Source organism: Clostridium chauvoei (assembly GCF_002327185.1).
In the GTDB taxonomy this organism is placed as follows: domain Bacteria; phylum Bacillota; class Clostridia; order Clostridiales; family Clostridiaceae; genus Clostridium; species Clostridium chauvoei.
On record NZ_CP018624.1, the window covers coordinates 768468 to 792649 of the forward strand.

22 protein-coding genes are annotated in these 24182 nt (G+C 25.9%); 15 read left to right on the top strand and 7 right to left on the bottom strand.

From position 1 onward, the window contains the following. Nucleotides 1-172 precede the first annotated feature (172 nt). The 4 genes from BTM21_RS03540 (at nt 173) to BTM21_RS03555 (ending at nt 2886) form a co-directional block, all read left to right on the top strand. Nucleotides 173-463, top strand: a complete 291-nt coding sequence (locus BTM21_RS03540) for a hypothetical protein (RefSeq protein WP_021876098.1) — start codon at nt 173-175, stop codon at nt 461-463. Between the two features lie 77 nt (nt 464-540). Beyond that, entirely contained in the window at nt 541-1425 is an 885-nt protein-coding gene (locus tag BTM21_RS03545; RefSeq protein ID WP_079481483.1) for a LysR family transcriptional regulator, read from the top strand. A 102-nt stretch (nt 1426-1527) separates the two neighbouring features. Then, nucleotides 1528-2550: a YeiH family protein gene (locus BTM21_RS03550; RefSeq protein WP_079481482.1), complete on the top strand. Its 1023-nt coding sequence runs from the start codon at nt 1528-1530 to the stop codon at nt 2548-2550. A 174-nt stretch (nt 2551-2724) separates the two neighbouring features. Then, nucleotides 2725-2886: a hypothetical protein gene (locus tag BTM21_RS03555; protein WP_021876095.1), complete on the top strand. Its 162-nt coding sequence runs from the start codon at nt 2725-2727 to the stop codon at nt 2884-2886. A gap of 25 nt (nt 2887-2911) precedes the next feature. On the opposite strand, the gene BTM21_RS03560 is transcribed toward BTM21_RS03555, so the two are convergent. Continuing rightward, the gene (locus tag BTM21_RS03560; protein WP_021876094.1) at nt 2912-3793 is read right to left on the bottom strand and encodes an NAD-dependent epimerase/dehydratase family protein; all 882 of its coding nucleotides are present in this window, start codon (nt 3791-3793) and stop codon (nt 2912-2914) included. Between the two features lie 103 nt (nt 3794-3896). Beyond that, entirely contained in the window at nt 3897-5123 is a 1227-nt protein-coding gene (locus BTM21_RS03565; RefSeq protein WP_021876093.1) for an aminopeptidase, read from the bottom strand. Nucleotides 5124-5294: 171 nt separating this feature from the next. Between BTM21_RS03565 and glsA the strand changes: the two genes are divergently transcribed. The 4 genes from glsA (at nt 5295) to BTM21_RS03585 (ending at nt 10174) form a co-directional block, all read left to right on the top strand. Beyond that, complete coding sequence (glsA, locus tag BTM21_RS03570; protein WP_021876092.1) at nt 5295-6212, top strand: glutaminase A; 918 nt, start codon at nt 5295-5297, stop codon at nt 6210-6212. Between the two features lie 182 nt (nt 6213-6394). Then, nucleotides 6395-9001: a DNA polymerase I gene (polA, locus tag BTM21_RS03575; protein WP_021876091.1), complete on the top strand. Its 2607-nt coding sequence runs from the start codon at nt 6395-6397 to the stop codon at nt 8999-9001. Between the two features lie 13 nt (nt 9002-9014). Then, a complete protein-coding gene (gene coaE, locus BTM21_RS03580; protein ID WP_021876090.1) occupies nt 9015-9614 on the top strand; it encodes a dephospho-CoA kinase in 600 nt (199 codons plus the stop codon). Between the two features lie 14 nt (nt 9615-9628). Next, nucleotides 9629-10174: a lytic transglycosylase domain-containing protein gene (locus BTM21_RS03585; RefSeq protein WP_079481481.1), complete on the top strand. Its 546-nt coding sequence runs from the start codon at nt 9629-9631 to the stop codon at nt 10172-10174. A 25-nt stretch (nt 10175-10199) separates the two neighbouring features. Here BTM21_RS03585 and BTM21_RS03590 read toward each other — a convergent pair whose 3' ends face one another. The 3 genes from BTM21_RS03590 to BTM21_RS03600 all read right to left on the bottom strand — a co-directional run bounded on the left by BTM21_RS03590 (nt 10200) and on the right by BTM21_RS03600 (nt 13161). Beyond that, nucleotides 10200-11060 (bottom strand): 50S ribosomal protein L11 methyltransferase, encoded by an 861-nt coding sequence (locus BTM21_RS03590; RefSeq protein WP_021876088.1) that lies wholly within the window; start codon nt 11058-11060, stop codon nt 10200-10202. A gap of 92 nt (nt 11061-11152) precedes the next feature. Then, the gene (locus BTM21_RS03595) at nt 11153-11767 is read right to left on the bottom strand and encodes a flavin reductase family protein (protein ID WP_021876087.1); all 615 of its coding nucleotides are present in this window, start codon (nt 11765-11767) and stop codon (nt 11153-11155) included. 110 nt (nt 11768-11877) lie between these two features. Beyond that, entirely contained in the window at nt 11878-13161 is a 1284-nt protein-coding gene (locus BTM21_RS03600) for a D-alanyl-D-alanine carboxypeptidase family protein (protein ID WP_079481480.1), read from the bottom strand. A gap of 158 nt (nt 13162-13319) precedes the next feature. Between BTM21_RS03600 and BTM21_RS03605 the strand changes: the two genes are divergently transcribed. Next, nucleotides 13320-14096, top strand: coding sequence for a polysaccharide deacetylase family protein (locus BTM21_RS03605; protein WP_021876085.1), 777 nt, complete (start codon nt 13320-13322; stop codon nt 14094-14096). Between the two features lie 36 nt (nt 14097-14132). Here the strand turns inward: BTM21_RS03605 and BTM21_RS03610 are convergent, their stop codons facing one another. Both BTM21_RS03610 and BTM21_RS03615 read right to left on the bottom strand, forming a co-directional pair. Further along, the gene (locus BTM21_RS03610) at nt 14133-14858 is read right to left on the bottom strand and encodes a type 1 glutamine amidotransferase (RefSeq protein ID WP_021876084.1); all 726 of its coding nucleotides are present in this window, start codon (nt 14856-14858) and stop codon (nt 14133-14135) included. A gap of 14 nt (nt 14859-14872) precedes the next feature. Then, the gene (locus BTM21_RS03615) at nt 14873-16231 is read right to left on the bottom strand and encodes a Mur ligase family protein (protein ID WP_079481855.1); all 1359 of its coding nucleotides are present in this window, start codon (nt 16229-16231) and stop codon (nt 14873-14875) included. Nucleotides 16232-16434: 203 nt separating this feature from the next. On the opposite strand from BTM21_RS03615, the gene BTM21_RS03620 reads away from it, so the two are divergent. The 6 genes from BTM21_RS03620 to BTM21_RS03645 all read left to right on the top strand — a co-directional run bounded on the left by BTM21_RS03620 (nt 16435) and on the right by BTM21_RS03645 (nt 24071). Further along, nucleotides 16435-17358, top strand: a complete 924-nt coding sequence (locus BTM21_RS03620; protein ID WP_021876081.1) for an alpha/beta fold hydrolase — start codon at nt 16435-16437, stop codon at nt 17356-17358. A 145-nt stretch (nt 17359-17503) separates the two neighbouring features. Then, nucleotides 17504-19441, top strand: a complete 1938-nt coding sequence (locus BTM21_RS03625) for a sensor histidine kinase (RefSeq protein ID WP_096145341.1) — start codon at nt 17504-17506, stop codon at nt 19439-19441. Then, entirely contained in the window at nt 19428-20294 is an 867-nt protein-coding gene (locus tag BTM21_RS03630) for a hypothetical protein (protein ID WP_096145342.1), read from the top strand. Before BTM21_RS03625 ends, BTM21_RS03630 begins: the two co-directional genes overlap by 14 nt. After that, the gene (locus BTM21_RS03635; RefSeq protein ID WP_096145343.1) at nt 20295-21419 is read left to right on the top strand and encodes a sensor histidine kinase; all 1125 of its coding nucleotides are present in this window, start codon (nt 20295-20297) and stop codon (nt 21417-21419) included. Between the two features lie 59 nt (nt 21420-21478). Continuing rightward, nucleotides 21479-22036, top strand: a complete 558-nt coding sequence (locus tag BTM21_RS03640) for a TspO/MBR family protein (protein ID WP_021876077.1) — start codon at nt 21479-21481, stop codon at nt 22034-22036. A 70-nt stretch (nt 22037-22106) separates the two neighbouring features. Then, on the top strand, nt 22107-24071 hold the full coding sequence (locus BTM21_RS03645; RefSeq protein WP_021876076.1) for a DNA topoisomerase: 1965 nt from the start codon (nt 22107-22109) through the stop codon (nt 24069-24071). The last annotated feature ends 111 nt before the right edge of the window (nt 24072-24182 follow it).

A 24182-nucleotide genomic window follows, 5' to 3' on the forward strand; every position in this document is an offset into this window, starting at 1 on the left:
AAATAAATAATAAATAGTGAAGCAGGAATGAGTAATAAATAATACTAAGTGTTAAAAGGTAAAATAAACTATCTTATAAAATAAATAATATCACTTATTGAAAGTTTTAAATTATTGTTGTATAATAAGGACAAGCAAAATAAAAAAATAAGTAAGATTGAGGTATGGAATTATGAATGGTGGATTTAAAACTTTATTATACATATTAGGTGGATTTTTAGTTTTTTATTTAATTATGTCTTTAACATTTACAATATTGCCATGGGCAATATTAATAGGATTAATTTTATATATCTTCTTTAAAATTAAGGGTTGGTTTATTCAAAGAAGAAATAATAAAAATTCTAATCAATATTATAATAATGAAACTTCAAATTATGATGTAAAAGTAGATACAATAGAAACAGATGACATAGTAGGAAATATTATTGATGTTGATTATGAAGATGTAGATAATAAATAAATTATAAAAAACTCAGCAGGTGCTGGGTTTTTATGTTATTATTAATAAATTAGAAATATTTTGTAGGAGAAGGTAAAATGAATTTTAGAAAGTTAAAGATATTTTATGAGACAGCCACATGTTTAAATATGACTAAAGTAGCTAAAAATATGTACATAAGTCAACCATCCATAAGTCAAAGTATAAATGAGTTAGAGAACGAATTAGAAGTTAAATTATTTGATAGAATAGGTAAAAAGTTATATTTAACTCATGAAGGTGAAATATTTTTAAATTATACAAGAAGAATTTTAAATCTTTATGATGAAAGTACTAAGATATTAAAAGATTTTAATAATAATATAAAAGGAAAAATAACGATAGGTGCAAGTACTACTATAGGTATCTACATATTACCTGAAATTATAAAAGAGTTTTCAAGTGAATTTAAAGATATAGAAATATCACTAATTATTGAAAATACAGAGCATATAGAAAAGCTTATTTTAGAAAATAAAATTGATTTTGCATATGTTGAAGGTAGTGTACAATCAGATGAAATAAACAAAGAAAAAGTATGGGAAGATGAACTGGTATTTATTTGTGGTAAAAATCATAAATTTAAAGAAGAAAAAATTATAAGTGGAGAAAAGTTAGCAAAAGAAAAATTTATAATGAGAGAAGATGGAAGTGGAACAAGAGAGCATGTAGAAAATTTTCTTAACAATAAAAACTTACCTTTTAATATATTCTTAGAATTAGGCAATACAGAGGCTATTAAGAGGACTGTAGAGGCTAATTTAGGAATAGGGTGTATTTCTCTTATAACTATTGAAGAAAAGCTTGAGAGTGGAGATTTAAACGCTTTTAGATTGAAAGAGGGAGTTATAAAAAGAGATTTGCTTTTTATAATTCATAAAGATAAGTTTATCTCCAATAATATGAAAAAGTTTATGGAATTTGCTGAGAAAAACAGTATATAAGTAAATACCTATTATAACTATAAATTAATAGTATTTTACCTTTTAAGTCTTTGAATTTATAATCATATCTGTAGAAACGAGATTGAATTTAGAGGTGAAGAAATGTTAGGTAAATTTAAAAAAATTTTTCCTGGTTTAATTATATGTTTAATTGTGGGAATAATATCAGAATTTTTAGGTAGCTACTTTACTACCATAGGAGCAGCGAGTTTTGCAATATTTATAGGAATAGTATTAGGTAATACGATTTTTCATAAGAAAAAATATGAAGATGGAACTAAATTTGCAGAAAAAGATTTGTTAAATTATTCAATTGTACTTATGGGAGCAAATTTAAACTTAGCTGAAATATTACAATTAGGATATAGCGGTTTAATTTTTATAGTACTTCAAATGACTTTAACAATGACAGTAACTTATTTTATAGGAAGAAAGTTAAGATTCAATAGAAAATATTGCTTATTAATGTCATCAGGAAACTCAGTTTGTGGATCATCAGCTATTGGAGCAACAGCACCAGTTATTAATGCAGATGACTCAGATAAAGTAATATCAATTACTATAGTAAATGTTATAGGAACTATATTAATGATATTATTACCTGTAATTACATCAGTATTATATGATAATGCAACTCTTCAAACATCAGCAATTATGGGAGGAATTTTACAATCAGTAGGACAAGTTATAGGATCAGCAAAATTCGTTAGTGACGATGTTGTTAAATTAGCTACAGTATTTAAAATAATAAGAATTATATTAATAGTAGTTGTAGTTTTAATTTATGAAAAAATAGATTTCTCAGAAGAGGAAAATAAAGAAGAATTAAAAAAAGATAAAGTGGAAGAAGTTAAGAAAAAGAGAAGATTAAATATTCCATGGTTTATAACAGGATTCTTTTTAATTTGTATTCTTAATACTTTAGGAATAGTACCAGAATTTGTAGCTAAATCATTTAAGTGGATAAGTGGAAACTTTGAAATAATAGCTTTAGCTGGTATTGGAATGAGAGTGAAAATAAGAGATTTAGTAAAAGAAGGCCCAATGGCAATGTTATACGGATTGTTAGTAGGTACTTGTCAAATTATATTTGCTATAGTTTTAATAAGACTACTTATAAAATAGAATAGTTAAAACTATAAAAATTATTTTAGGTTATGAAAATAAAGGCAACTCATTAAAGAGTGTCTTTATTTTTTTGTTTAAAGCTAACTTAAGAATAAATCTTTATAGCAATTAATACTAGAATAAAAAAATTATAAAGGTAAAAAATAAATAGGAAGTATAGGAGGTGTTTTTATGGCTCATAAGAATAATAAAAATTCAAAAGATAATAAAAAGGCTAGTAAAAAAACTAAAGCAGAATTAAGAAAGATGCAAGCTGAAACCGCTGATGAGGTTGGATATTCTAAAGAATCAAGAAAACTTGGAAAAGATAAGCCAAGAAGTGAAGATAATTAAAAAATAAAAAAACAAATGGATTTTTTTAAAATCCATTTGTTTTTTTATAAGTTAAATTAAGACCTTGATCTAAATATATAACTGGAAGGTGAAATCCATTTTTTCTTAAATCAGTAATGTTTAAATTTAAATCCATACTTTTAAAAGGAAAGGAGTTTTCGACATTCAAATTATCTGTAGTAGTTTTTATAGTAGGTTTTATACCTAGGACTTTACCACAAGTTTCAATTAATTCTCTCAAAGAAATTCTACTTGGGCTTGTTACGTTATATGCTCTATTTATATGATCATTATAAATTGCACACTCACAAATCTTTAATAAATCTTGTATATAAATGAATTGAATTTTTATATTATCATCTGGAATATAGATAATCTCATTATTTTTTATTTTATCGAATAAAAATGATTCTCTATAAATATTATTTCCTTCTCCATAAACGTAAGATGGTCTGAATATTATAGCATTAAGATTATTATTTGAAATTAAGTTAGTTATATATTTTTCTGCATCAAGCTTACCTAAGCTGTAGTTTCCGAAAATAGAGTTTTCACCTTTTTTAGAATCTTCAAAGGTTTCCTCTTTAGATGGAGTATATACAGCGGCTGAAGAAAAGAAAATATATTTTTTTATAGAAGATGGATTAATACAATTAAAAAGAATTTCTACATCTTCTTTACTATAAGCTGATATATCAAAGATAATATCGTAATGTTTAGTTTTTAAGACTTTATTTAATTCATCTTCACAACGTCTATTACATATTATATGAGTTCTAAAATCAATAGAATCTATATTTACGTCTTCATTAGTAAGAATATCTACTTCGTAGTTTTTATCAGTAAGATATTTAGAAAGAGATCTAGATACAAACCAATTATCACCTAAAATTAAAATATTAATCATTTTTTCCTCCTAATGTTTAATTTAGTCTATAGTATAAAGTATAGACTAAACCTCACATATAATATACATATTAATTTTAGATAAAATTAATTAATAAAAAAATTTAAAATGCCCAGTTTCCATTTTTAAATATTTCAAAAGCATCTTTGTTTTCAGTGAAGCCTGTTATATCTAAATCTTCAGTACCAATCATAAAGTCAACATGTATTATTGATGTATTAACACCCTTTGATTCAAGTTCTTTATTAGACATTTCAGAGCCGTTTTCAATGCAAATAGGATAAGCTTTTCCAAAAGCTAAATGACAAGCAGCATTTTCATCAAATAAAGTGTTATAAAAAATAATATTAGAATTAGAAATAGGAGAATCGAAAGGAACTAAAGCCACTTCACCTAAATATCTAGCACCTTCATCACTTTCTAATAATTCTTTTAATACTTCATAGCCTTCTTCAGCAGAGAAGTCAACAACTTTACCCTCTTTAAAAGTAAGTGAAAAATTATTTATTAAATTTCCACCGTAGCTTAGAGGTTTAGAAGAAACAACAGTACCATTAACACCATTTTTCTTAGGAAGTGTAAAGACTTCTTCAGTTGGCATATTAGCATTAAACTCAATTCCATTAGTACAATCTTCAGAACCACCAAACCAAATATGTCCTTTAGGTAATTCTATAGTTAAATCCGTGCCTTTATTATTTTTAAAATGTAATCTTTCGAAGTTTTTATTATTTAAATAAGTTAATTTTTCTCTTAAATTTTTATTATGTTCTTCCCAAGCTTTAATAGGATTTTCATTATCTAATCTAACTACCTTAAAAATAACTTCCCAAAGCTTTTCAACAGCAATTTCTTTTGAGACATTAGGGAATATTTTTAAAGCCCAGGCTTCTGTAGGAATAGATATTACAGTCCAACGAATTTTATTAGACATAGAGTATTCATAGTATTCAGATAAAGCTAATTGTCTAGCTTTTTGCATAGCTGCAATTTTATCCATAGAAATACCCTTGTATGCATCAGGATCAGATGCTGATATTGAAATTACACATGCTCCATTTCTTGCATAATAATTATAAGATTCTCCAACCCAATCAGGAACAAAAGAAAGAGTTTCTATAGAAGAGTTTTCAAGTTTTATTCTTTGTAGTTTTTGATCATTATAGTGTACTACTACATCTTTAGCGCCTATAGTATAAGCTTCTTTAGCAATTTCTCTTGCAAAATCAGCACATTCAATAGGTGAGTTTATTATAACAGTTTGGTCTTGTTGAATATTAACTCCTTTTTTAACAGCTAATTCAGCATATTTTTTTAACATTTTTTCCATTTAGTAACACCTCGCAATATTTAATAATATATTTTATATTTTCCCACAATTTTAAAAATCAGTCTAGTAATTTAATAAGAGATGATTTACCCTTGTATATACTTTAATTTATTAATATAATAGAAATACTTGAATTTAGAAGTTATAAGAGATAATACGAGGTGATTATATATGTTTAATTTATTAGAGACTTTAGTAGAAAAAAATAGAGGATATGGAGCAGAAGGAAAACTTGCATCATATATACCAGCACTTTTAGAAGCTGATCCAAATAATTTAGGAGTATGTGTTGTAGATTTACAAGGTAGAGAATACTCTGCAGGAGATTGTGATGTAAAATTTACAATTCAAAGTATTTCAAAGGTTGTAACATTAATATTAGCATTAAGAGACAATGGAAGAAAAAATGTATTTAAGAAAGTAAATGTTGAACCTACAGGAATGGGATTTAATTCAATTGTAAATTTAGAAGTTACACAAAGTGACAGACCGTATAATCCTATGATAAATGCAGGAGCTATAGTTACAACTTCTTTAATAGGTGGGGTAACAGAAGAAGAGAAGCTTAATAAGATATTAGAATTTTTAAGAAAAGCAACTAATAATGATGATATTACATTAAATGAACAAGTGTATAAATCAGAAAAAGCAACAGGAGATAGAAATAGATCATTAGCATATTTTATGAAAAGTAATGATATATTATCTGGAGATATTGAAGAAATTTTAGATCTTTATTTTAAACAATGCTCAATAGAAGTAACAGCAAGAGATTTAGCAAGGTTTGGAGCTGTTTTAGCCAATGAAGGGGTAACTCCTTGGGGCGATGAAAGATTAATGTCTAGAGAAGTATGTAGAATAGTTAAGACTATAATGGTTACATGCGGAATGTATGATGCGTCAGGTGAGTTTGCAGTTCATGTTGGAATACCAGCAAAATCAGGTGTTGGTGGAGGAATTTTAGCAACAGTACCTAGAAGATATGGTATAGGTATATTTGGACCTGCATTAGATCAAAAAGGGAATAGTATGGCAGGACTTAAAGTTATAAAAGATTTATCTGATGAACTAGATTTAAGTATTTTTTAGTCTAAAATTCATGAATTAATTATAAGTAATTTGGGTAATTTTATAAATGATACTTAATATTTAATATATAAGTAAAATTTAAAATCTTACTTAATGATATAATGATTTTATAGTTAAAAAATAGTATAATTTATAGTAAAGAAAAAACTCTAAGGAAATTAATCCTTAATTTGGAGGAATAAATGGAAAGATTACTTATTTTAGATTCAAATTCTCTTTTAAATAGAGCATTTTATGCTATACCACCACTTACAACAAGTGATGGAACACATACTAATGCAGTATATGGTTTTACTAATATGCTATTTAAAATGAAAGATGAAATTAAACCAGATTATATTGTTGCAGCCTTTGATAAAAAAGGACCAACTTTTAGACATAAAGAATATGAAGAGTATAAAGCAGGAAGAAAGAAGATGCCACCAGAGCTTGCAGAACAATTTCCTTTAATAAAGGAATTACTAGGTTTATTAGCTATAAATGTTTATGAAATAGATGGCTTTGAAGCTGATGATATAATAGGTTCTTTAGCAAAATATGCAGAGAAAAATGGTATTGAAGTATATGTAGTTACAGGAGACAAGGATGCTCTTCAATTAGCTTCACATAATATTAATGTTGTTATAACTAAAAAAGGTGTTACAGAAACAGCTATATATGATGAAAAGACTTTCATAGAGGAATTTAATGTTACACCAACACAATTTATTGATGTTAAAGGGCTTATGGGAGATAAATCAGATAATATTCCAGGAGTTCCAGGAGTAGGTGAAAAAACGGCTTATAAATTAATTCAAACTTATGGTTCTGTAGAAGAGGTTCTTAAGAATATAGATAATATTAGTGGAAAAAAGCTAAAGGAAAACTTAACTAATTTTAGTGAGCAAGCTATATTCAGCAAAAAGTTAGCCACTATAATCACTGAAGTACCAATAGAGTTTGATTTAGATGATATAAAAAGTAAAGAGGCATATGACAGAGTTGGAGCAAAGAAGTTATTATTAAATCTTCAAATGAAATCTATAATTAATAAATTACCTGGAAATGATGAAGAAGCAGAACAAGTAAATATAGATTTCAAAGAGGTAAATACTTTAGATGAATTTAAAAAAGCAGTAAGCGAATTAGGAGATAAGTGTTTTATTACATATGAAGTAATAAACTCTTCAAAATATTCTAAGATACAATTAGCTACCTTGAATATAAATGATGGTAAAAATACATTTATAATTGATATAGATAAAGTTATGAATGAGAACAGCGATGATGCTTTAGCTTCATTAAAAGCTTTTATGGAAAATGAAAACAAGATTAAAGTTATACATGATGCAAAGACTTTAATAACTATATTAAATAAAAATAATATAGAAATAAAAGCTTTTGAATTTGATACTTCAATAGCTGCTTATTTAATAGATTCATCAAAAGGAAACTATGAAGTACAAACTTTAATAAATGACTATTTAGGGGAAGATATTAATGGCGAAGGGAATTTATTAAAGGCAAAAAATATTGCAAAACTTAAAGAGCTATATGATGTATTAAAAGATAAAATAAAAGAAGAAGCTATGGAAGAACTTTATTATAAGGTAGAACATCCTTTAATATATATTCTTTCTTCTATGGAAGCTTTGGGCTTTAATATAAATAAAGATAAGTTAGATGAATTAGCTATTATATTTAAAGAGGAAATAGCAAAGACTGAAAAAGAAATTTTTGAGTTATCAGAAGAAGAATTTAATATAAATTCTCCAAAGCAACTTGGAAAAATACTTTTTGAAAAATTAGACTTACCAGTAATTAAGAAAACGAAAACAGGATATTCAACTAATGCAGAAGTCTTAGAAAAACTTCAGGATAAGCATGATATAATACCTAAAATAACTTATTATAGACAAATAACAAAATTAAATTCAACCTATGTAGAAGGACTTAAAAATGTAATTGATGAGGATGGGCATATACATTCAAGCTTTAATCAAACTGTAACAACTACAGGAAGACTTTCAAGTACAGAGCCTAATCTACAAAATATACCTATAAAGCAAGAGATGGGTAGAGAAATAAGAAAAGTGTTTATACCTATGGAAAGCAATGATATATTACTTTCATGTGACTATTCGCAAATAGAACTAAGAGTTTTAGCTCATATGGCTGGTGATGAAAATATGATAGATGCATTTAAACACCATAGTGATATACATACTAAGACAGCTTCAGAAGTATTTAAAGTGCCTGTAGAAGAGGTTACATCCTTAATGAGAGGTAGAGCTAAGGCAGTAAACTTTGGTATAGTATATGGAATTAGTGATTTTAGTCTTTCACAAGATTTAAAAATAACTAAAAAAGAAGCTTCAGAATATATGGAAATATATTTTGATAGATATCCTAAAATAAAAGGATATCTAGAGGGCACTAAAAATGAAGCAAAAGAAAATGGGTTTGTATTGACAATTTTAAATAGAAGAAGATTTATACCTGAAATTAAATCTTCAAATAGGATTGTTAAAGCCTTAGGTGAAAGATTAGCGATGAATGCGCCTATACAAGGAAGTGCAGCGGATATTATAAAATTAGCTATGGTTAATGTTTATAACAAATTAAAAGAAAGAAAATTACAAAGTAAAATTATATTGCAAGTTCATGATGAACTTATATTAAATGTTAAAGAAAATGAACTTGAAGAAGTTAAAAATATAGTAAAAGAAGAAATGGAAAATGTATTACAAATATCAGTGCCACTTGAGGTTGATATTAATATAGGAAAAACATGGTATGAGGCTAAGTAGGGGGGCTTAATTAATGATTAAGGTAGGGTTAACAGGTGGAATTGGATCTGGCAAAAGTACAGTTTCTAAAATGTTAATAGAAAAGGGGTTTTCTATTATTGATGCAGATAAAATATCCAAAGATGTGTTAGAAAAATACCCTGAAATATTAGAGAAGGTTAAAATTGAATTTGGATCAGGTTTTTTTGACTGGAGAGGTGAGTTTAGAAGAAGAGAGTTTGGTAACCATATTTTCAGATTTCCAAAACAAAGAAAAAAATATGAAGAGATAATTATACCGTATATAAAAAAAGAAATCTTAGAAACTATAGATAGATACGAGAAAAATGGAGTAGATATTGTAATTCTTGATGCCCCAACTTTAATTGAAAATGATCTACATAATAATATGGATTTTGTTGTTTTAGTTTGGGTAGATAATAATACACAAGTTCAAAGAATAAAAAATAGAGATAGACTAGGAAGAGAAGAGGCAATTAATAGGATTAATTCACAGATGCCTTTGGAGAGAAAAAAGGAATTTGCAAGTATTATATTAAATAATAATGGGGATTTATTAAATACTAAAAATCAAGTAGATGGATTAATAGAGTTTTTAAGAGAAATTTGTTAGTAGGGAGAATGACTATGAAATTTAAACGCATATTAATATTCTTGCTTACCTTAATTATAGGATATTTTGGGTTGATTTTTTTCATGAAACAGTATGTTTTTCCTTACAAATATACTGATTACGTAGAGAAATATAGTGAGGAATATGACTTAGATCCATTATTAGTATTAGCTGTTATAAAAGCTGAAAGCGATTTTGAAGAACAGGCTGTATCTAATAGAGGAGCTAAGGGATTAATGCAAGTTATGGATAATACAGCAGAATGGGCATGTAAGGAAATTGGCATAAATTATTTTATGCCTAATATGCTGATGGATCCTGAATTAAATATAAGGCTTGGATGTTGGTATTTACACAATTTACGAGATGAATTTAAAGACTTAGATTTAATTATAGCAGCCTATAATGGGGGAAGTGGAAACGTAAATAAATGGTTAAATGATGATGAGTATTCAAAAGATGGAGAAACATTATCATATATACCTTTTAAAGAAACTAAAAAATACGTTGATAAAGTAAAAACTAATTACAGTGTCTATAAATATCTATATGGAAAGTAAAAAAGCACCAAAAGGTGCTTTTTTATTATTTAAATATTGCAGTTATCCATTCGTTTGTTTGATATTTTTCTTGTAATTTAAAACCATAGTTTTCTACGGCTTGTCTTACTTCATCAAAACTCCATTCTACTAAACCGGATATAAGTATTTTACCATTTTCATCTAAATGTCTTTTGATGAAATCCATAAACATTTTAGTTTCTTCTCCACCAATATTTATATATATCCATTCAAATTTTTCATTAACATCCATTTCATCTGATAGTAAATCTCCTATAAGAACTTTAATGTTATAAAGTCCATTAAGAGAAGCATTTAATTCAACTTCATCAGTAACATCTCTTATATCTACTGCGGTTACTGAGGAAGCACCTGCAATTGAAGATGCAATAGATAATATTCCAGAACCAGTACCTATGTCTAGAACATTTTTGTTTGTTAAATTTAATTTAGTAAGAATTAAATTTAAAAGGTCTTTTGTAGTTTCATGAAGTCCAGTTCCAAAAGCTCCTTGAGATATGAAATTAATTTTACTTTTATTGTTAATTTCTTCTTCTGGAGAAGCAAGAACCCATTCATTGTTAATTTCAACGATAGGAAAATCATAATTTGTATAATCATAATTAACTTCTTCAATATTTTCAAGTTTTGTTTCTAAAAGTGAAGTAACTAATTCTTTAAAGTTTTCAAAATCTTTATCTTCACCATCAAAAGCAACTTTAAGTGTAATTGAAGAATCATTTTTTTCTAAATATCCATATCCATAATCATCTTTAGTTATTTCAAGTGGAGTATCATAGAAAAAATTGAAGATATCATTGATTTGCAAAAGTTCAATTTTTTTATCTAAATCACAATTAAGAATATTATAAGATATAATTTTCATAAGAATACCTCTTTTATAAAATTTTAATTAAAGTATAAATTATGTAAAGCTGAAAGTCAATATAAAATTTGTAATAAAATGGTGATTGTTGACTACTTTCTTTTTTTAGGACTTTTATTAGTTTTTTTTGTCTTTAGATTCTTTTTTTTAGCTACTGAGAATCCAAAACTACCTATTGAATTTTGAGGAAGCCTAAAGTATTCCCCATGACAATAGGAAATTAAATCACCTTTCTCAAAGTGAATTTTCCCTTTTTCATCAATAAGAGAATCATTAATATGAGATGCTAAAACTTCGGCAATAAACATATCGTGAGTTCCAAGTGGTAAAATTTGTTTTACTTTACATTCAATTGTTATAGGACATTCATCTATATAAGCTACATTAACATTTGTACCTTCTTTCATAGTAAAGCCCATTTCTTTTATTTTATCAATTTTTTTACCAGGTTTAACACCACAAAAATCAACAGCTTTAACCATTTTAGATGAAGGGATGTTAACTATAAATTCCATTGTTTCCTTTATATATTCATAAGATAATCTTTCAGGTCTTATAGATATAGAAAGCATAGGAGGCTTTGTACATACAGTTCCAGTCCAACCAACAGTAAATACATTATCTTTACCATCTGAATTTCTAGAAGTTATTAAAACTACTGGTACAGGGTTTAAAACCACACTACCTTTAAAATCAACTTTTTTCATAAATTAGCTCCTTATCTTATATAATTACTTTAGAATTATAACATATTTAAGAAAAATGTGTTAGGAATAACATGGATAACGTATATAAAAAAAGTGCCTTAAGGCACTTTTTAATATCTTCTTCTTCTTCTAGATCTTCTTTTTCTCATATTAACAATTCTTATTATAATTAAAACTAGTATAGCTATTATAGCTACTATTAATATAAATGCTAAATAAAAACCTAAGTTAGCTTTTAATAATTCACCAGTTGAAACATCAACAGTTCCTTTTACTTCTTCATTATGACCAAGAGAAGAATATGTTAAAGCAACTTCTTTACCACCAGTTAATTTCCAAGCATTTTTATCTTCATTTAAATATTCTATTTTAGAATTTTTATCGTTAAAGTCATTTTTATAATACATAACATCTTCTGATACTTTTACAGGAGCTGTTATAGTTTTTTTAGGACCGAAGAATCTAAAAACTTTATATTCTAAATCAACAGTACCAACTTCATCTCCAGCTTTTTTATATACTTGTTTTTCAGAAGAATAACCATAATCAGCTATTTTTTCTGTATCTTTAAATACTGCAGTTCCATCAGCACCATATTCAGATTTTAAAACAACAGTAACTAGATTCCTTCCGTTTCTTTCATAGAAGCCTACGAAGCAATGACCAGCTTGAGTTTCTGTACCTGTTTTACCACCAATGTTTCCATTCTTGCCTAAATTTTTGTTTCTACTTTCTAATATATATGTAGAACCTGTTATATTTATTTTAGCAGCAGGATTATAAGGTTTTAATGTTTCTCTTACCCAATCATTTTTAAAAGATTCTTTAGCGATTATAGCTAAATCATAAGGTGTAGCATAATTATAACTAGTAGGTGTATCTTCTAAACCATTTGGATTTACAAAGTGTGAATCCTTTAAGCCTAATTTTGCTACTCTTTCGTTCATTAAGTTAGCGAAGTTATCTACACTTCCAGCAACTGATTCTGCTATCATATAAGCAGCGTCGTTAGCAGAGAAAATAAGAAGTGCTTCCATTGCATCTTCACCAGTTAGAGTATCTCCGACCCTCATTTTTTTAAAGTTTACATTAAGAGAAGCATCAGGTTGTTTTGCTGCAGCTTCAGTAAAAGGAATTGAATCTCCTTTAGTTTTGTTTTCAGCAAATAATAAAGCTGTTAATAGCTTTGTAGTACTTGCTAATGAATGCTTTACATCAGCATTTTTGGAGTAAATTACTTCATTAGTATCCATATCCATTACTATAGCAGCTTCTCCAACTATTTCAGGATTAGAAACAGTAGTTCCTTCTGCATTAACCCTACTAGCTAAAGGTGCCAATAAAGATATGGAAAGAGCTAGTGCTAATGATTTAAGTATACTTTTTCTTTTCAAAATAAATCTCCCCATCTCTATTAATATTTTAAATTTTCACTTGTATAAGTATAACACTTACGTTACATAATAACAATAATAATGTATTTAAATTACTTTTATATTAATTTCATGTTATAGTAATTTAATAACTGGACAAAATATATTTAGTTAAGGAGGTGATTAAAATTAAACTAAATAATCATTTAACTAAATACTTTAAGTTTGCAATTATTTTTATAGTGATTTTTTTTGCAATTATTTTAAATTATACCCCTGTTGCTGCTAGTAATTCAGATTTTACAAAAAAAGTAGTTTATCTAACTTTTGATGATGGACCAAATGAAAATATAACTAAAGAGATTGTAAATATATTAGAAAGTAATAATATAAAAGGAAGTTTTTTTCTAATAGGAGATAATGCTAATAATAATAAGGGATTAGTTAAACTTCTAAAGGAAAAAAATATGACTATAATGCCACATACTAATATACATAAATATAATGAAATATATAGTAGTACAGATGAATATTTTAATGATTTAAATAAGTGTGAAGAGACTATTTCTAACATTATAGGAAAAAGAGATTTCAAATTTATAAGAATGCCTGGGGGTTCTGATAATACTATTGGAAATGAACAAATAATGACAGAAATAAAAAATAGGATAAAAAGTGAAAATAGATATTATATAGACTGGAGTGTGGATTCAGGAGATACTGAAGAGCAAGGAGTATCTGTAAACTTTATAGACTCTAGAATAAAGGAATACGGAGGATTATACCCTGTAGAAGTTGTGCTAATGCATGATATTAGTGGAAAAGAAACTACAATAGCTGCACTTCAAAACACTATAAATTTCTATAAAGAAAAAGGATATAAATTTAAATCTTTAGATGAGATTGAAGATGATGATATAGAGTATTTAAAAAAGATTAAAGTAATAAATAAATAAAAATAAATGCTAAGCAATTAAGCCTAGCATTTATTTTTATTTAGAATTAAGTCTATTTATCATAACTTCTTTAGCTTTTAACTCTAATGAGTTATCTATATTTTCAAGATTAATGTTACCATACTTATTTTCTAAAGCTAATTTTAAAAATCTATCAGCAAGCTCAGGGTTTTTTGATAGGAGAGATCCATGAAAATAAGTGCAGAAAGTATTTTTATAAATACAGCCTTCTTGACCATCTTCACCATTATTCCCAAAACCATGTTTACAAACTCCAAGAGGAGATAAGTTGTTTATATAGGTTCTACCAGAATGATTTTCAAAACCTACATAAGTTTCATCAAACTCTTTGTTATATATAACCGTATCACCAATGAAACGAGTATTCCCACCTTCTGTATATATATCAAGAATTCCTAAACCGTCTATTTTCTCACCATTAGGTGCTCTATAATAGTTTCCAAGCAATTGATACCCACCACAAATAGCAAGTGTAACCTTACCAGATTCTATATATTTTTCAATAGCTTCTTTTTTATTAGTTTTAAGATCATCAGATACAATAGATTGTTCGTAATCTTGGCCACCACCAAAAAATAAGAAATCTATATTTTCATAATCAAATTCATCATTTAATGAAGTATTTATAATATTAACTTTTATCCCTCTAGCTTCAGCTCTATGTTTAAGAATTAGTATATTACCGACATCTCCATAAACATTAAGCAAATCAGGATAAAGGTGACAAATATTTAATTCCATAATTAAAATCTCCTTTACCAAAGTTTATCTATATAACCTTTTGAATGAAGGTATTTTCTAAAGTTAATCATTGCAGTATAAGTTGCTAACACATAAACTTTATTATTAGTACCATTTTTAATTTTTTCAGTAAGGCCTTCAAAAGTTTCTTCTAGGATAAATTTATCAGGATCTAATCCTGCTATTTTAAGTCTAACTGCCATATCATAACAACGCATACCAGATATAAATACTTCATCTATATTTAAAGTATGAAGTTTTTCAAAATCAACATCCCATATCCATGAAACGTCTCTACCATCTGCATAGTTATCATTTAGTAAAAAAGCAGAACTGAATGATTCATTGTTTAAACATAAAGTATCTAAAGCTTGATTATATCCAGCTGGGTTTTTTACTAATATTATTTTTAAATTCTTACCATCAATATTAATGACTTCTTGTCTACCAAAACTTGAAGTTTGATTTTCAAGAGAGTTTTTTATTATATTTTCATCTATGCCAAGTTCTTTGGTAATAGAATATGCACATAATGCATTATATATATTATATACACCAGATTGACTTACAGTAATAGGTAGATTATCAAAACGGACAGTTGAGCTTTCAGCTGTTAACTCTATAATCTCATCTACTCCATATTTAAGATCAGCTCTCTTATATCCACAGCCTGTACAGTAGAAATCACCTAAATGATTATATGTAATATGGTTATATTCATAAGGAGATTTACAAAATTTACAAAACTTTGCATCTGCATTGACATCAATTTTTTTATTTTCGTTAATTGGTGTATTAAAACCATAAAAAACAGTTTTATTTTTTACTTTTAGGTTACCAAGAAGAGATTCATCACCATTTAAAACAAGTGTTGAGTCTGGTACAAGAGTAACACCTTCTAAAATTTTAGTAAGAGTAGTATAAACTTCACCATATCTATCAAGTTGATCTCTAAATAAATTAGTAACAGTAATTATTTCTGGAGTTATATATTTTGTTATATATTTAATGTTTGCTTCATCAACTTCTATAATAGCGTATGTATCTTTAGCTTTATTGAAGAATTTATAGTTATCTATAAATGTAGTAACTATACCAGGGAATAGATTTGCACCAGTGTTGTTAGTTATTACATTATGTCCGCTTTCTTTTACGATATTATAGATCATACTAGTTGTAGTTGTTTTACCGTTTGTTCCTGTAACTAGAACGACTTTATATCCATTGGAAACCTTAGATAATATATTTTTATCTATTTTTAAAGCTACCTTACCAGGAAATGTAGTTCCTCCTTTTAGTATTGTTTTTGTTAGAAAAATTGTAATTTTTGAAGCTAGAATGCTTAATACTGACTTAATACTAATTGTCTTCACCACCTTATAATACTTATCCAATATTATTTACAATAATAAATGGATTTAATCATTTAGTTAAAAATCAAATTTAAACTATCAATAGTATATCACAAACTTCAAAGGTTACCAATGAAGATAATATAAGTTTTGTTTATAAATTGACATACTTAAATAGATATATAATAATATATGGAAATAGAAACTTTAATGGGGTGTATTAAATGGAAAAGTTTATGTTTAAGGATAAAGAGGGAGTAAATATTAGTTATTATAAATGGACTCCAGATATAGAAAATGTACGAGGGGTTATACAGATAGCTCATGGGATGACAGAAACAGCAATAAGATATGATTATTTTGCTAAAAGATTATGTGAAAAAGGATATGTGGTCTACGCTCACGATCATAGGGGGCATGGAGATACGGCTAAAATGAGAGAAGATTTAGGATATATAGCAGATAATGATGGGTTTTATTGGATGATAAATGATATAAAAGAACTTACTGATATAATTAAAGAGGAAAATAAAGGAAAAAAGTTAATATTATTTGGACATAGTATGGGATCTTTTTTAAGTCAAAGATATTTTCAATTATATGGTAATGGTATTGATGCGTTAATACTTTCAGGAAGTAATGGAAAACCTAAAAATATAACTAAACTGGGAGCTATAGTTGCTAGGATAGAGATGAAAATAAAAGGAAGAAAAGCCAAAAGTAAGTTGATGGATAAGTTATCTTTTGGTGGTTTTAATAAAAATTTCAAACCAAATAGAACAGAGTATGATTGGTTATGTTCTGTTGAAGAGGAAATAGATAAATATATAGAAGATGAAAAATGTGGCTTTATATGTTCAACTTCATTTTATTATGATTTAATTAAAGGATTATGGGATATTCATAAAAAAGAAAATTTAAGGTCTATGCCTAAAGATATTCCGATATATATATTTGCAGGGGATAAAGATCCAGTAGGATATTTTGGAGAGGGAATAGTGAATTTATATAAAACATTTAAGTCTATAGGGATAAAAGATGTGGAATATAAATTATATAAGAATGGTCGCCACGAAATGTTAAATGAGAATAACAAAGATGAAGTAATTTTTAACATTATAAAATGGTTAGATTCTAAAGAAATATAAGAGATTTTACAAAAAAGAGAAATTATCTTAATTTAAGATGGTTTCTCTTTTAATTTTACATAATATAAGAATTTAACTAATATTTTCAAGTAAAATGTTCCATTATTAGTAAAAATAATGTAGAATATTTAATGAGGTGAAAAAAATGGATAACCATAAGTTTTCTGATGAAATATTTTGTGATGATAATGTGTTTAATGTAGAAAAAAATAATTTTTTAAAAAACTTACTTAGATTTACAATATTAAATTTAGTTATCATGATGATTTTTACTCATAAAAATATTATGGGATTTATTATATTAGAGTTAGTTTCATTAATGTTTAGTATAGCAGCACTTATGTTTGTAATTCATAGTAGTTACTTTAGTGAGTTAAAATTATATAAAGTTTTAAAATTTCATTTAGGCTTAATTTGTATTATTTACATAATTAGACTTTTTCCTAATGGTTATTTTGGTGGGATATATTTTAGAATTACCGATATAAAGATTTTATGGGATAATAATTTTAATTTTATCCTTATGTATTATTTAATAGCCAATTATAGATGTAAAAATACTAATAGAATATATATAGATTATATTTTTTGGACCGGAGTTAAAGGGATTTTATATATTATAAGTTCTAGACATTTATTAACATGGTTAATACCTAATGTTTGTTTAAGTATAGAACTTTTATTATTAATAATAGCATTTTATAGAATAAGAAGAAAAAAAATAATTGAGAATAATAAAATAAATATTTTTAGTATAAACCTAATAATGTCTATAATAGCTGTTTTTGTAACCTTGATTTTTCAAGGTGGATGGGTAACAAATTTTAGTATAATAAAATTTGTAATATATGAATCATGTATGTTATCTTTAATGTTAAATTTAATACAAAGTACATATAATTTTATTTTTAAAGAAACATATGAAGAAAATAACAAATTAGAAATAATTAACAATAGAATAAAGGTTAGAAATATTGAAATGGAACGATCTCAAGAGTTTATGATGGAAAGAGAGGGGATGTATAGAAATTTTCTAGGGGTTATTCCAAAACCTATAGTAAAAATTAATACTTTGAATAATAGAATTTTTTATTGTAATAAGAGTTTCTTAAGTTTAATAGGTGAAAAAAATATTAGAAATGTCATAAATAAAAAATTAGATTCTATAATAGAGCATAATATTTACTTTAATGATTTTTTTAACCTAGATAAAAACAAAGGATATATGGCTTTATTAAAAGGAAAAGAACCTAGAAATTTGGAAATAAGATTATTAAAGATTGACGAATATAATAATAAAATTATGTTTAGTCTAGAGGACATTACAGAAAAAGTAGAAATGGAAAAGATGAAAAAAGAGATGGAGGAAAATAAGTTAAAAGATATATTAAAAAAGAATTTTTTATCTAATATATCGCATGATTTAAAAACTCCAATTAATGTTATTTATTCAGCGGTACAAATAGATGAAATATTAATAAGTAATAATGATATAAATAGTTTAAGAAAGTACAACGATATAAGTCAGAAAAATTGTTTAACTTTAATACAACTTACAAATAATTTAATAGATATAAGTAAAATAAATATTGCTTATTTACATCCTAAATTAGAAGTAAGGAATATCGTTTCAGATATTGAGGAAAAGGTTATTTCTCTAGCAGAGTATGTTAAAAATAAAAATATAAATATGATTTTCGATACATCTGAAGAAGAGATTTATGTAAATATAGATAAAGAATTTATAGAAAGAATAATCTTAAATCTTATTTATAATTCGGTAAAGTTTACAAAATCAGGAGGTTATATTTATATAACTATAACAGCAGATTATGAAAAAGTTTATATAGAAATTAAAGATACAGGAAAAGGAATGAGTAAGGATTTTACAAGACAAGCTTTTAAAAAATATTCAATGGAGAATATAGATAATAGAATAGAAGATGGTTCAGGCGTAGGTCTGTTTGTTGTATATAATTTAATTAAAAAGCAAAATGGTAATATAAAATTAGAAAGTGAAATAGGAAAGGGTAGTACGTTTACTATAGAATTTTCAAGGGTAAAAAGATATGGAGTTTCGTAGGTTAGATAAAGAGAAGAAGGTTATAGAAAGAGGATTATTAACAAGATTTTTTATAATATGTATAATTGGATTATCTATATTTTCTAGTGAAATATATAGATATAATTTCAACATAAATATTTTATGTATAATCATAGCCATACTTATATTTTTTATGTCAAATATAAAAAAAAGTAGAAAAGATTTAGGTTTTATAAAATATATAGGAATTGGTTTTTTTTATATTACGTTATTATTAATATTGCGTTTAAATTATGTAGTAGACATGAGTAATAAATTATCATGCATACTAATTAATATATTATTATCATATTTTGAATCAGTTGTATTACTACTTGCACTTATATTAGATAAAAAAAATAGTTCAACATTTAAATCTAATGTAGTATTTATAGTAACTATCATAAGTATGGTTATTTTTCTAAATTTAAATAATAATTTAGTTAATAAACATATACTAGGCCCTAATTTGTTTATAATATTAAATTTAATATTACTTGTAGCACATTTAATATATATTAAAAAATCTCATAATATAAAAGTATCAATAGAAAAAAGGCTTTTAATATTATGGAGTATAATAACAACAATATATAATATAATTGCATATTTTGAAATTAAGGATTTTTTCATATTAAGTTATAGTATTTGTACTATAAAATTAATATCATTTATAATAATGTACAAGTTAGTAGAGAGAAATTTATTAAGTAATGCATATGAACAAGCTTTTGAAGGTTTAAAAGAACTACAAAATAATAATAAGGAATTAAATGCAAGTTTAATAAGAAGAGAAAAGTTATTAAAAGATACAAAGAAGCAAATAGCTAAAAGTGAAAAAAGATATGAATAGATGATAGAGTCAATTTCAGAAGGTATATTAATTTTTAATAATAACAATTTAAGTTATATAAATGATGATGGACTCGATTATGTTTTTTGTAAGTTAAGAGGCGGAATTATTAATGAAGATATAAATTATATTTTAGAGGTACTTATAGGTCAAAAATTTAATGAAGAAGAAATAAATAGTGGTTTTATAAAAGAAGTAAAAATAAAGGATAAAAGCAATGGAAATAGGGTTTTAGAGATAACTTTAATAAATATGGATTTCCAAAATAAGATCCTTTTAATTAAGGACATTACAGATTTGAATGAACATAGAACAATTATTAAAAATGTTAAAAAATATATTTCTAGTGAAAAAGTAAAGGATGAATTTTATTCAAATATATCTCATGAATTAAGAACTCCTATAAATGTTATATCTTCAGCACTACAATTAAATAAATTAATGATAAGTGATGGAAATATAGAAAAGGTTGTTAGAAATAATAAACTTATTAAACAAAATTGTTTGAGACTTATAAGAACAATAAATAACTTTATAGATACAAATAAATTAACAGAAGGATTTTTAGAGGCTAATAAAAAAGTTTACAATATTGTAGATATAGTAGAAAATGTAGTTCTTGCAAGTAATAAATATATGCTTTTAAAAGAAAATATATTAATTTTTGATCCAGAAGAAGAAGAGATTTATATGTATTGTGATAGGGTTCATATTGAAAGAATTATGTTAAATATACTGTCTAATTCTTTAAAACATGGAGAAATAGGCGGTAAAATAGAAGTAAGTATTAAATGTCTAAAAGATAATATAGAAATAATAGTAGAAAATAATGCTAAAGCAATTCCAGAAGATAAAAGAAGAGTTATATTTGATAAATTTACTAAATTAGATAATTCTTTAGCAAGACCATCAGAAGGAAGTGGACTTGGATTATTTCTTACAAAAAATTTAGTAGAGTTAAACGATGGGAAGATAGATTTAAAAACTATAGGAGAAGATGGAAACAGATTTATAATAAACTTTCCTTATTCAGATGAAAAATATGTATCTTACAATGATGTATTACATGAAATAAATCAATTAGAAGAAAAAGTAGATATAGAATTTTCAGATATATATTTTTGATTTCATACTTTTAAGAAATAGCGCATATATAATAATGAAATATTACTTTGAGGTGTGTTATGAAAGAAAAGGCTAAAAAGATAAAAAATAAAGTGAATAAGAAAGGGACGAAGCATAGTTTTAATATATTTAAGGTAAATGGACAATTTAAATTTATTCCATTGATAATAAATATATTAATTCCGGTAGTTGGTGGGTTAGTAGTTGGGTATTTAAATAAGAATACTATGGGTACATATGCAATGTTAAAAAAACCGATATTTACACCACCTAGCTATGTATTTCCAATTATATGGACTATATTATATGTGCTAATGGGAATTGCAGCATATAGAATTTATATGAGAAATAAGCAAGGTGCTAATGATAATGGGGCATATTTCTTTTATTTAGTTCAACTTATATTTAATTTTATGTGGAGTTTTATTTTCTTTACATTTAGATTATATGGAATAGCTTTTATATGGCTTATTATATTATTTATATTAGTAATAATAACATTTATAAAATTTATTAAAGTAGATAAGATTTCAGGAATATTATTAATTCCTTATATGATATGGCTTATATTTGCTGGTGTTTTAAACTTTTTTATTTGGATGTTTAATGAAATGTAGTTAATTATATAGTATAATAAAATGAGCCCTCTTATTTAGAGGGTTTATTTTACTTAGAAGGGAAGTTCTTATGGGAAAAACTTTGTTTATAGCAGAAAAACCATCAGTAGCAATGGATTTTGTTAAATTATTAAACGTAAAAGCAAAAAGAAATAATGGATACATAGAAGGGGAAAAGAGTATATTTACTTGGTGTGTAGGTCATATGGTAACAATGAGTTACCCAGAAGTATATGATGAAAAGCTTAAGTTTTGGAATTTAAGAGATTTACCATTTCTACCTAAAGAATATAAATATGAGGTAATACCTTCAGCATCAGCCCAATTTAATGTAGTTTCTTCCCTTATGAATAGGGATGATGTAGATACTATATACGTATGTACTGACTCAGGGAGAGAAGGAGAGTATATATATAGATTAGTCGATGATATGGCAGGTAACCCTAATAAAGTTAAGAAAAGAGTATGGATAGATTCACAAACAGAAGAAGAAATAAAAAGAGGAATAAAAGAAGCAAAACCTTTATCGGAATATGATTCATTAGCATATTCTGCTTATTTAAGAGCAAAAGAAGATTATATCTTTGGTATTAATTTCTCAAGATTATTAACTCTTAGATATGGAAGAGTTTTAGCTAATATAATAAAAACAGATAAGAATGTGGTTATTGCAGTTGGTAGAGTAATGACATGTGTATTAGGAATGGTAGTAGAAAGAGAACGAGAAATAAGAGAATTTAAGAAAACCTCTTTCTATAAGATATCAGGTGAATTTTCAAAAGAAAATGAAGAGAGTCTTTTATTAAAAGGAGAATGGAAAGCTATAGAAGGATCTAAGTTCTTTGAATCACCTAAGTTATATAATGAAGTTGGATTCAAGAAAAAAGAAGATGCAGAGATATTAATGAAAGAGATTAGAGATATAGGTTTTGGAATTATTAAAGAAGTGAAGAAAACTAAAGAAAAAAAGAATGCACCTTTATTATTTAATTTAGCAGAAATACAAAATGAATGTACAAAAAAATTTAAAATAAGTCCTGATGAAACATTAAAGATTATACAAGGGTTATATGAAAAGAAGATGGTTACTTATCCTAGAACAGATGCTAGAGTATTATCTACAGCAGTAGCAAAAGGGATAAAGGGTAACTTAATGAAACTTATACATATGCCAATAGGTGATAAGTTAAATGATATAGTAAAAACAATTATATCTAAAGATTTAAGCAAATCTATAATAAAAAGTAAATATGTAGATGATAGTAAAATAACAGATCACTATGCCATAATTCCAACAGGAGAAGGAAAAGAAAATTTAAATAGACTTCCAGAGTTAGATAGAAAGATTTATATATTAATCTTAAAAAGATTTTTAAGTATATTTTATCCACCAGCTCAATATAGTAAGATTGCAATAACTATATCTGTAGGGAATGAAAATTTTTTATTAAATAAAAAAGTTTGCATAGATAAGGGATATTTAGTAATTATAGAAGAAAATAAAAATGATGAGGAAAGTGATTTCCAGGGAAATATACGTAAAGGAACAAAGGTTAATATAAATGAATTAGAGATAAAAGAAGGAGAAACTTCACCACCTAAGAGATATACAACAGGATCTATGATAATAGCCATGGAGAACGCAGGTAAGTTAATAGAGGATGAAGAATTAAGAGAGCATATAAAAGGTGCTGGTATAGGTACATCAGCAACTAGGGCAGAGATATTAAAAAAATTAATGAATATAAATTATATTAAATCAAATAGCAAAACTCAAATCTTAACACCAACAGAGCTTGGAGAGATGATATACGAATCTATAAGAATATCTATACCATCGCTATTAAACCCTTCACTAACAGCTTCATGGGAGAAGGGGTTAAAGCTAGTAAATGATAAAGAAATTGAGCCTAATGAATTTATGATTAAGTTAGAAGCATATACAAGGAAGAACACATCAAAAGTATTAAGTAACTCTAATATGGCTTACTTAAACGCAAAACTTTCAAAAGTTAAAGAGCAATACTCAAAATAAAAAAATGGGGCTGTCGCATAGCGGGTAAAAAAATCCGCTAGCGATAGCTCCTTTTCTATATTTTTATAAAATTTATTACACATTTTATAATATAAATAAACTCTATTTAAA

Coding starts and splice junctions, on each gene's coding strand:
- BTM21_RS03540 (WP_021876098.1), top strand. CDS start 173: ATGAATGGTGGATTTAAAACTTTATTATACATATTAGGTGGATTTTTA.
- BTM21_RS03545 (WP_079481483.1), top strand. CDS start 541: ATGAATTTTAGAAAGTTAAAGATATTTTATGAGACAGCCACATGTTTA.
- BTM21_RS03550 (WP_079481482.1), top strand. CDS start 1,528: ATGTTAGGTAAATTTAAAAAAATTTTTCCTGGTTTAATTATATGTTTA.
- BTM21_RS03555 (WP_021876095.1), top strand. CDS start 2,725: ATGGCTCATAAGAATAATAAAAATTCAAAAGATAATAAAAAGGCTAGT.
- BTM21_RS03560 (WP_021876094.1), bottom strand. CDS start 3,793: ATGATTAATATTTTAATTTTAGGTGATAATTGGTTTGTATCTAGATCT.
- BTM21_RS03565 (WP_021876093.1), bottom strand. CDS start 5,123: ATGGAAAAAATGTTAAAAAAATATGCTGAATTAGCTGTTAAAAAAGGA.
- glsA (WP_021876092.1), top strand. CDS start 5,295: ATGTTTAATTTATTAGAGACTTTAGTAGAAAAAAATAGAGGATATGGA.
- polA (WP_021876091.1), top strand. CDS start 6,395: ATGGAAAGATTACTTATTTTAGATTCAAATTCTCTTTTAAATAGAGCA.
- coaE (WP_021876090.1), top strand. CDS start 9,015: ATGATTAAGGTAGGGTTAACAGGTGGAATTGGATCTGGCAAAAGTACA.
- BTM21_RS03585 (WP_079481481.1), top strand. CDS start 9,629: ATGAAATTTAAACGCATATTAATATTCTTGCTTACCTTAATTATAGGA.
- BTM21_RS03590 (WP_021876088.1), bottom strand. CDS start 11,060: ATGAAAATTATATCTTATAATATTCTTAATTGTGATTTAGATAAAAAA.
- BTM21_RS03595 (WP_021876087.1), bottom strand. CDS start 11,767: ATGAAAAAAGTTGATTTTAAAGGTAGTGTGGTTTTAAACCCTGTACCA.
- BTM21_RS03610 (WP_021876084.1), bottom strand. CDS start 14,858: ATGGAATTAAATATTTGTCACCTTTATCCTGATTTGCTTAATGTTTAT.
- BTM21_RS03620 (WP_021876081.1), top strand. CDS start 16,435: ATGGAAAAGTTTATGTTTAAGGATAAAGAGGGAGTAAATATTAGTTAT.
- BTM21_RS03625 (WP_096145341.1), top strand. CDS start 17,504: ATGGATAACCATAAGTTTTCTGATGAAATATTTTGTGATGATAATGTG.
- BTM21_RS03630 (WP_096145342.1), top strand. CDS start 19,428: ATGGAGTTTCGTAGGTTAGATAAAGAGAAGAAGGTTATAGAAAGAGGA.
- BTM21_RS03635 (WP_096145343.1), top strand. CDS start 20,295: ATGATAGAGTCAATTTCAGAAGGTATATTAATTTTTAATAATAACAAT.
- BTM21_RS03640 (WP_021876077.1), top strand. CDS start 21,479: ATGAAAGAAAAGGCTAAAAAGATAAAAAATAAAGTGAATAAGAAAGGG.
- BTM21_RS03645 (WP_021876076.1), top strand. CDS start 22,107: ATGGGAAAAACTTTGTTTATAGCAGAAAAACCATCAGTAGCAATGGAT.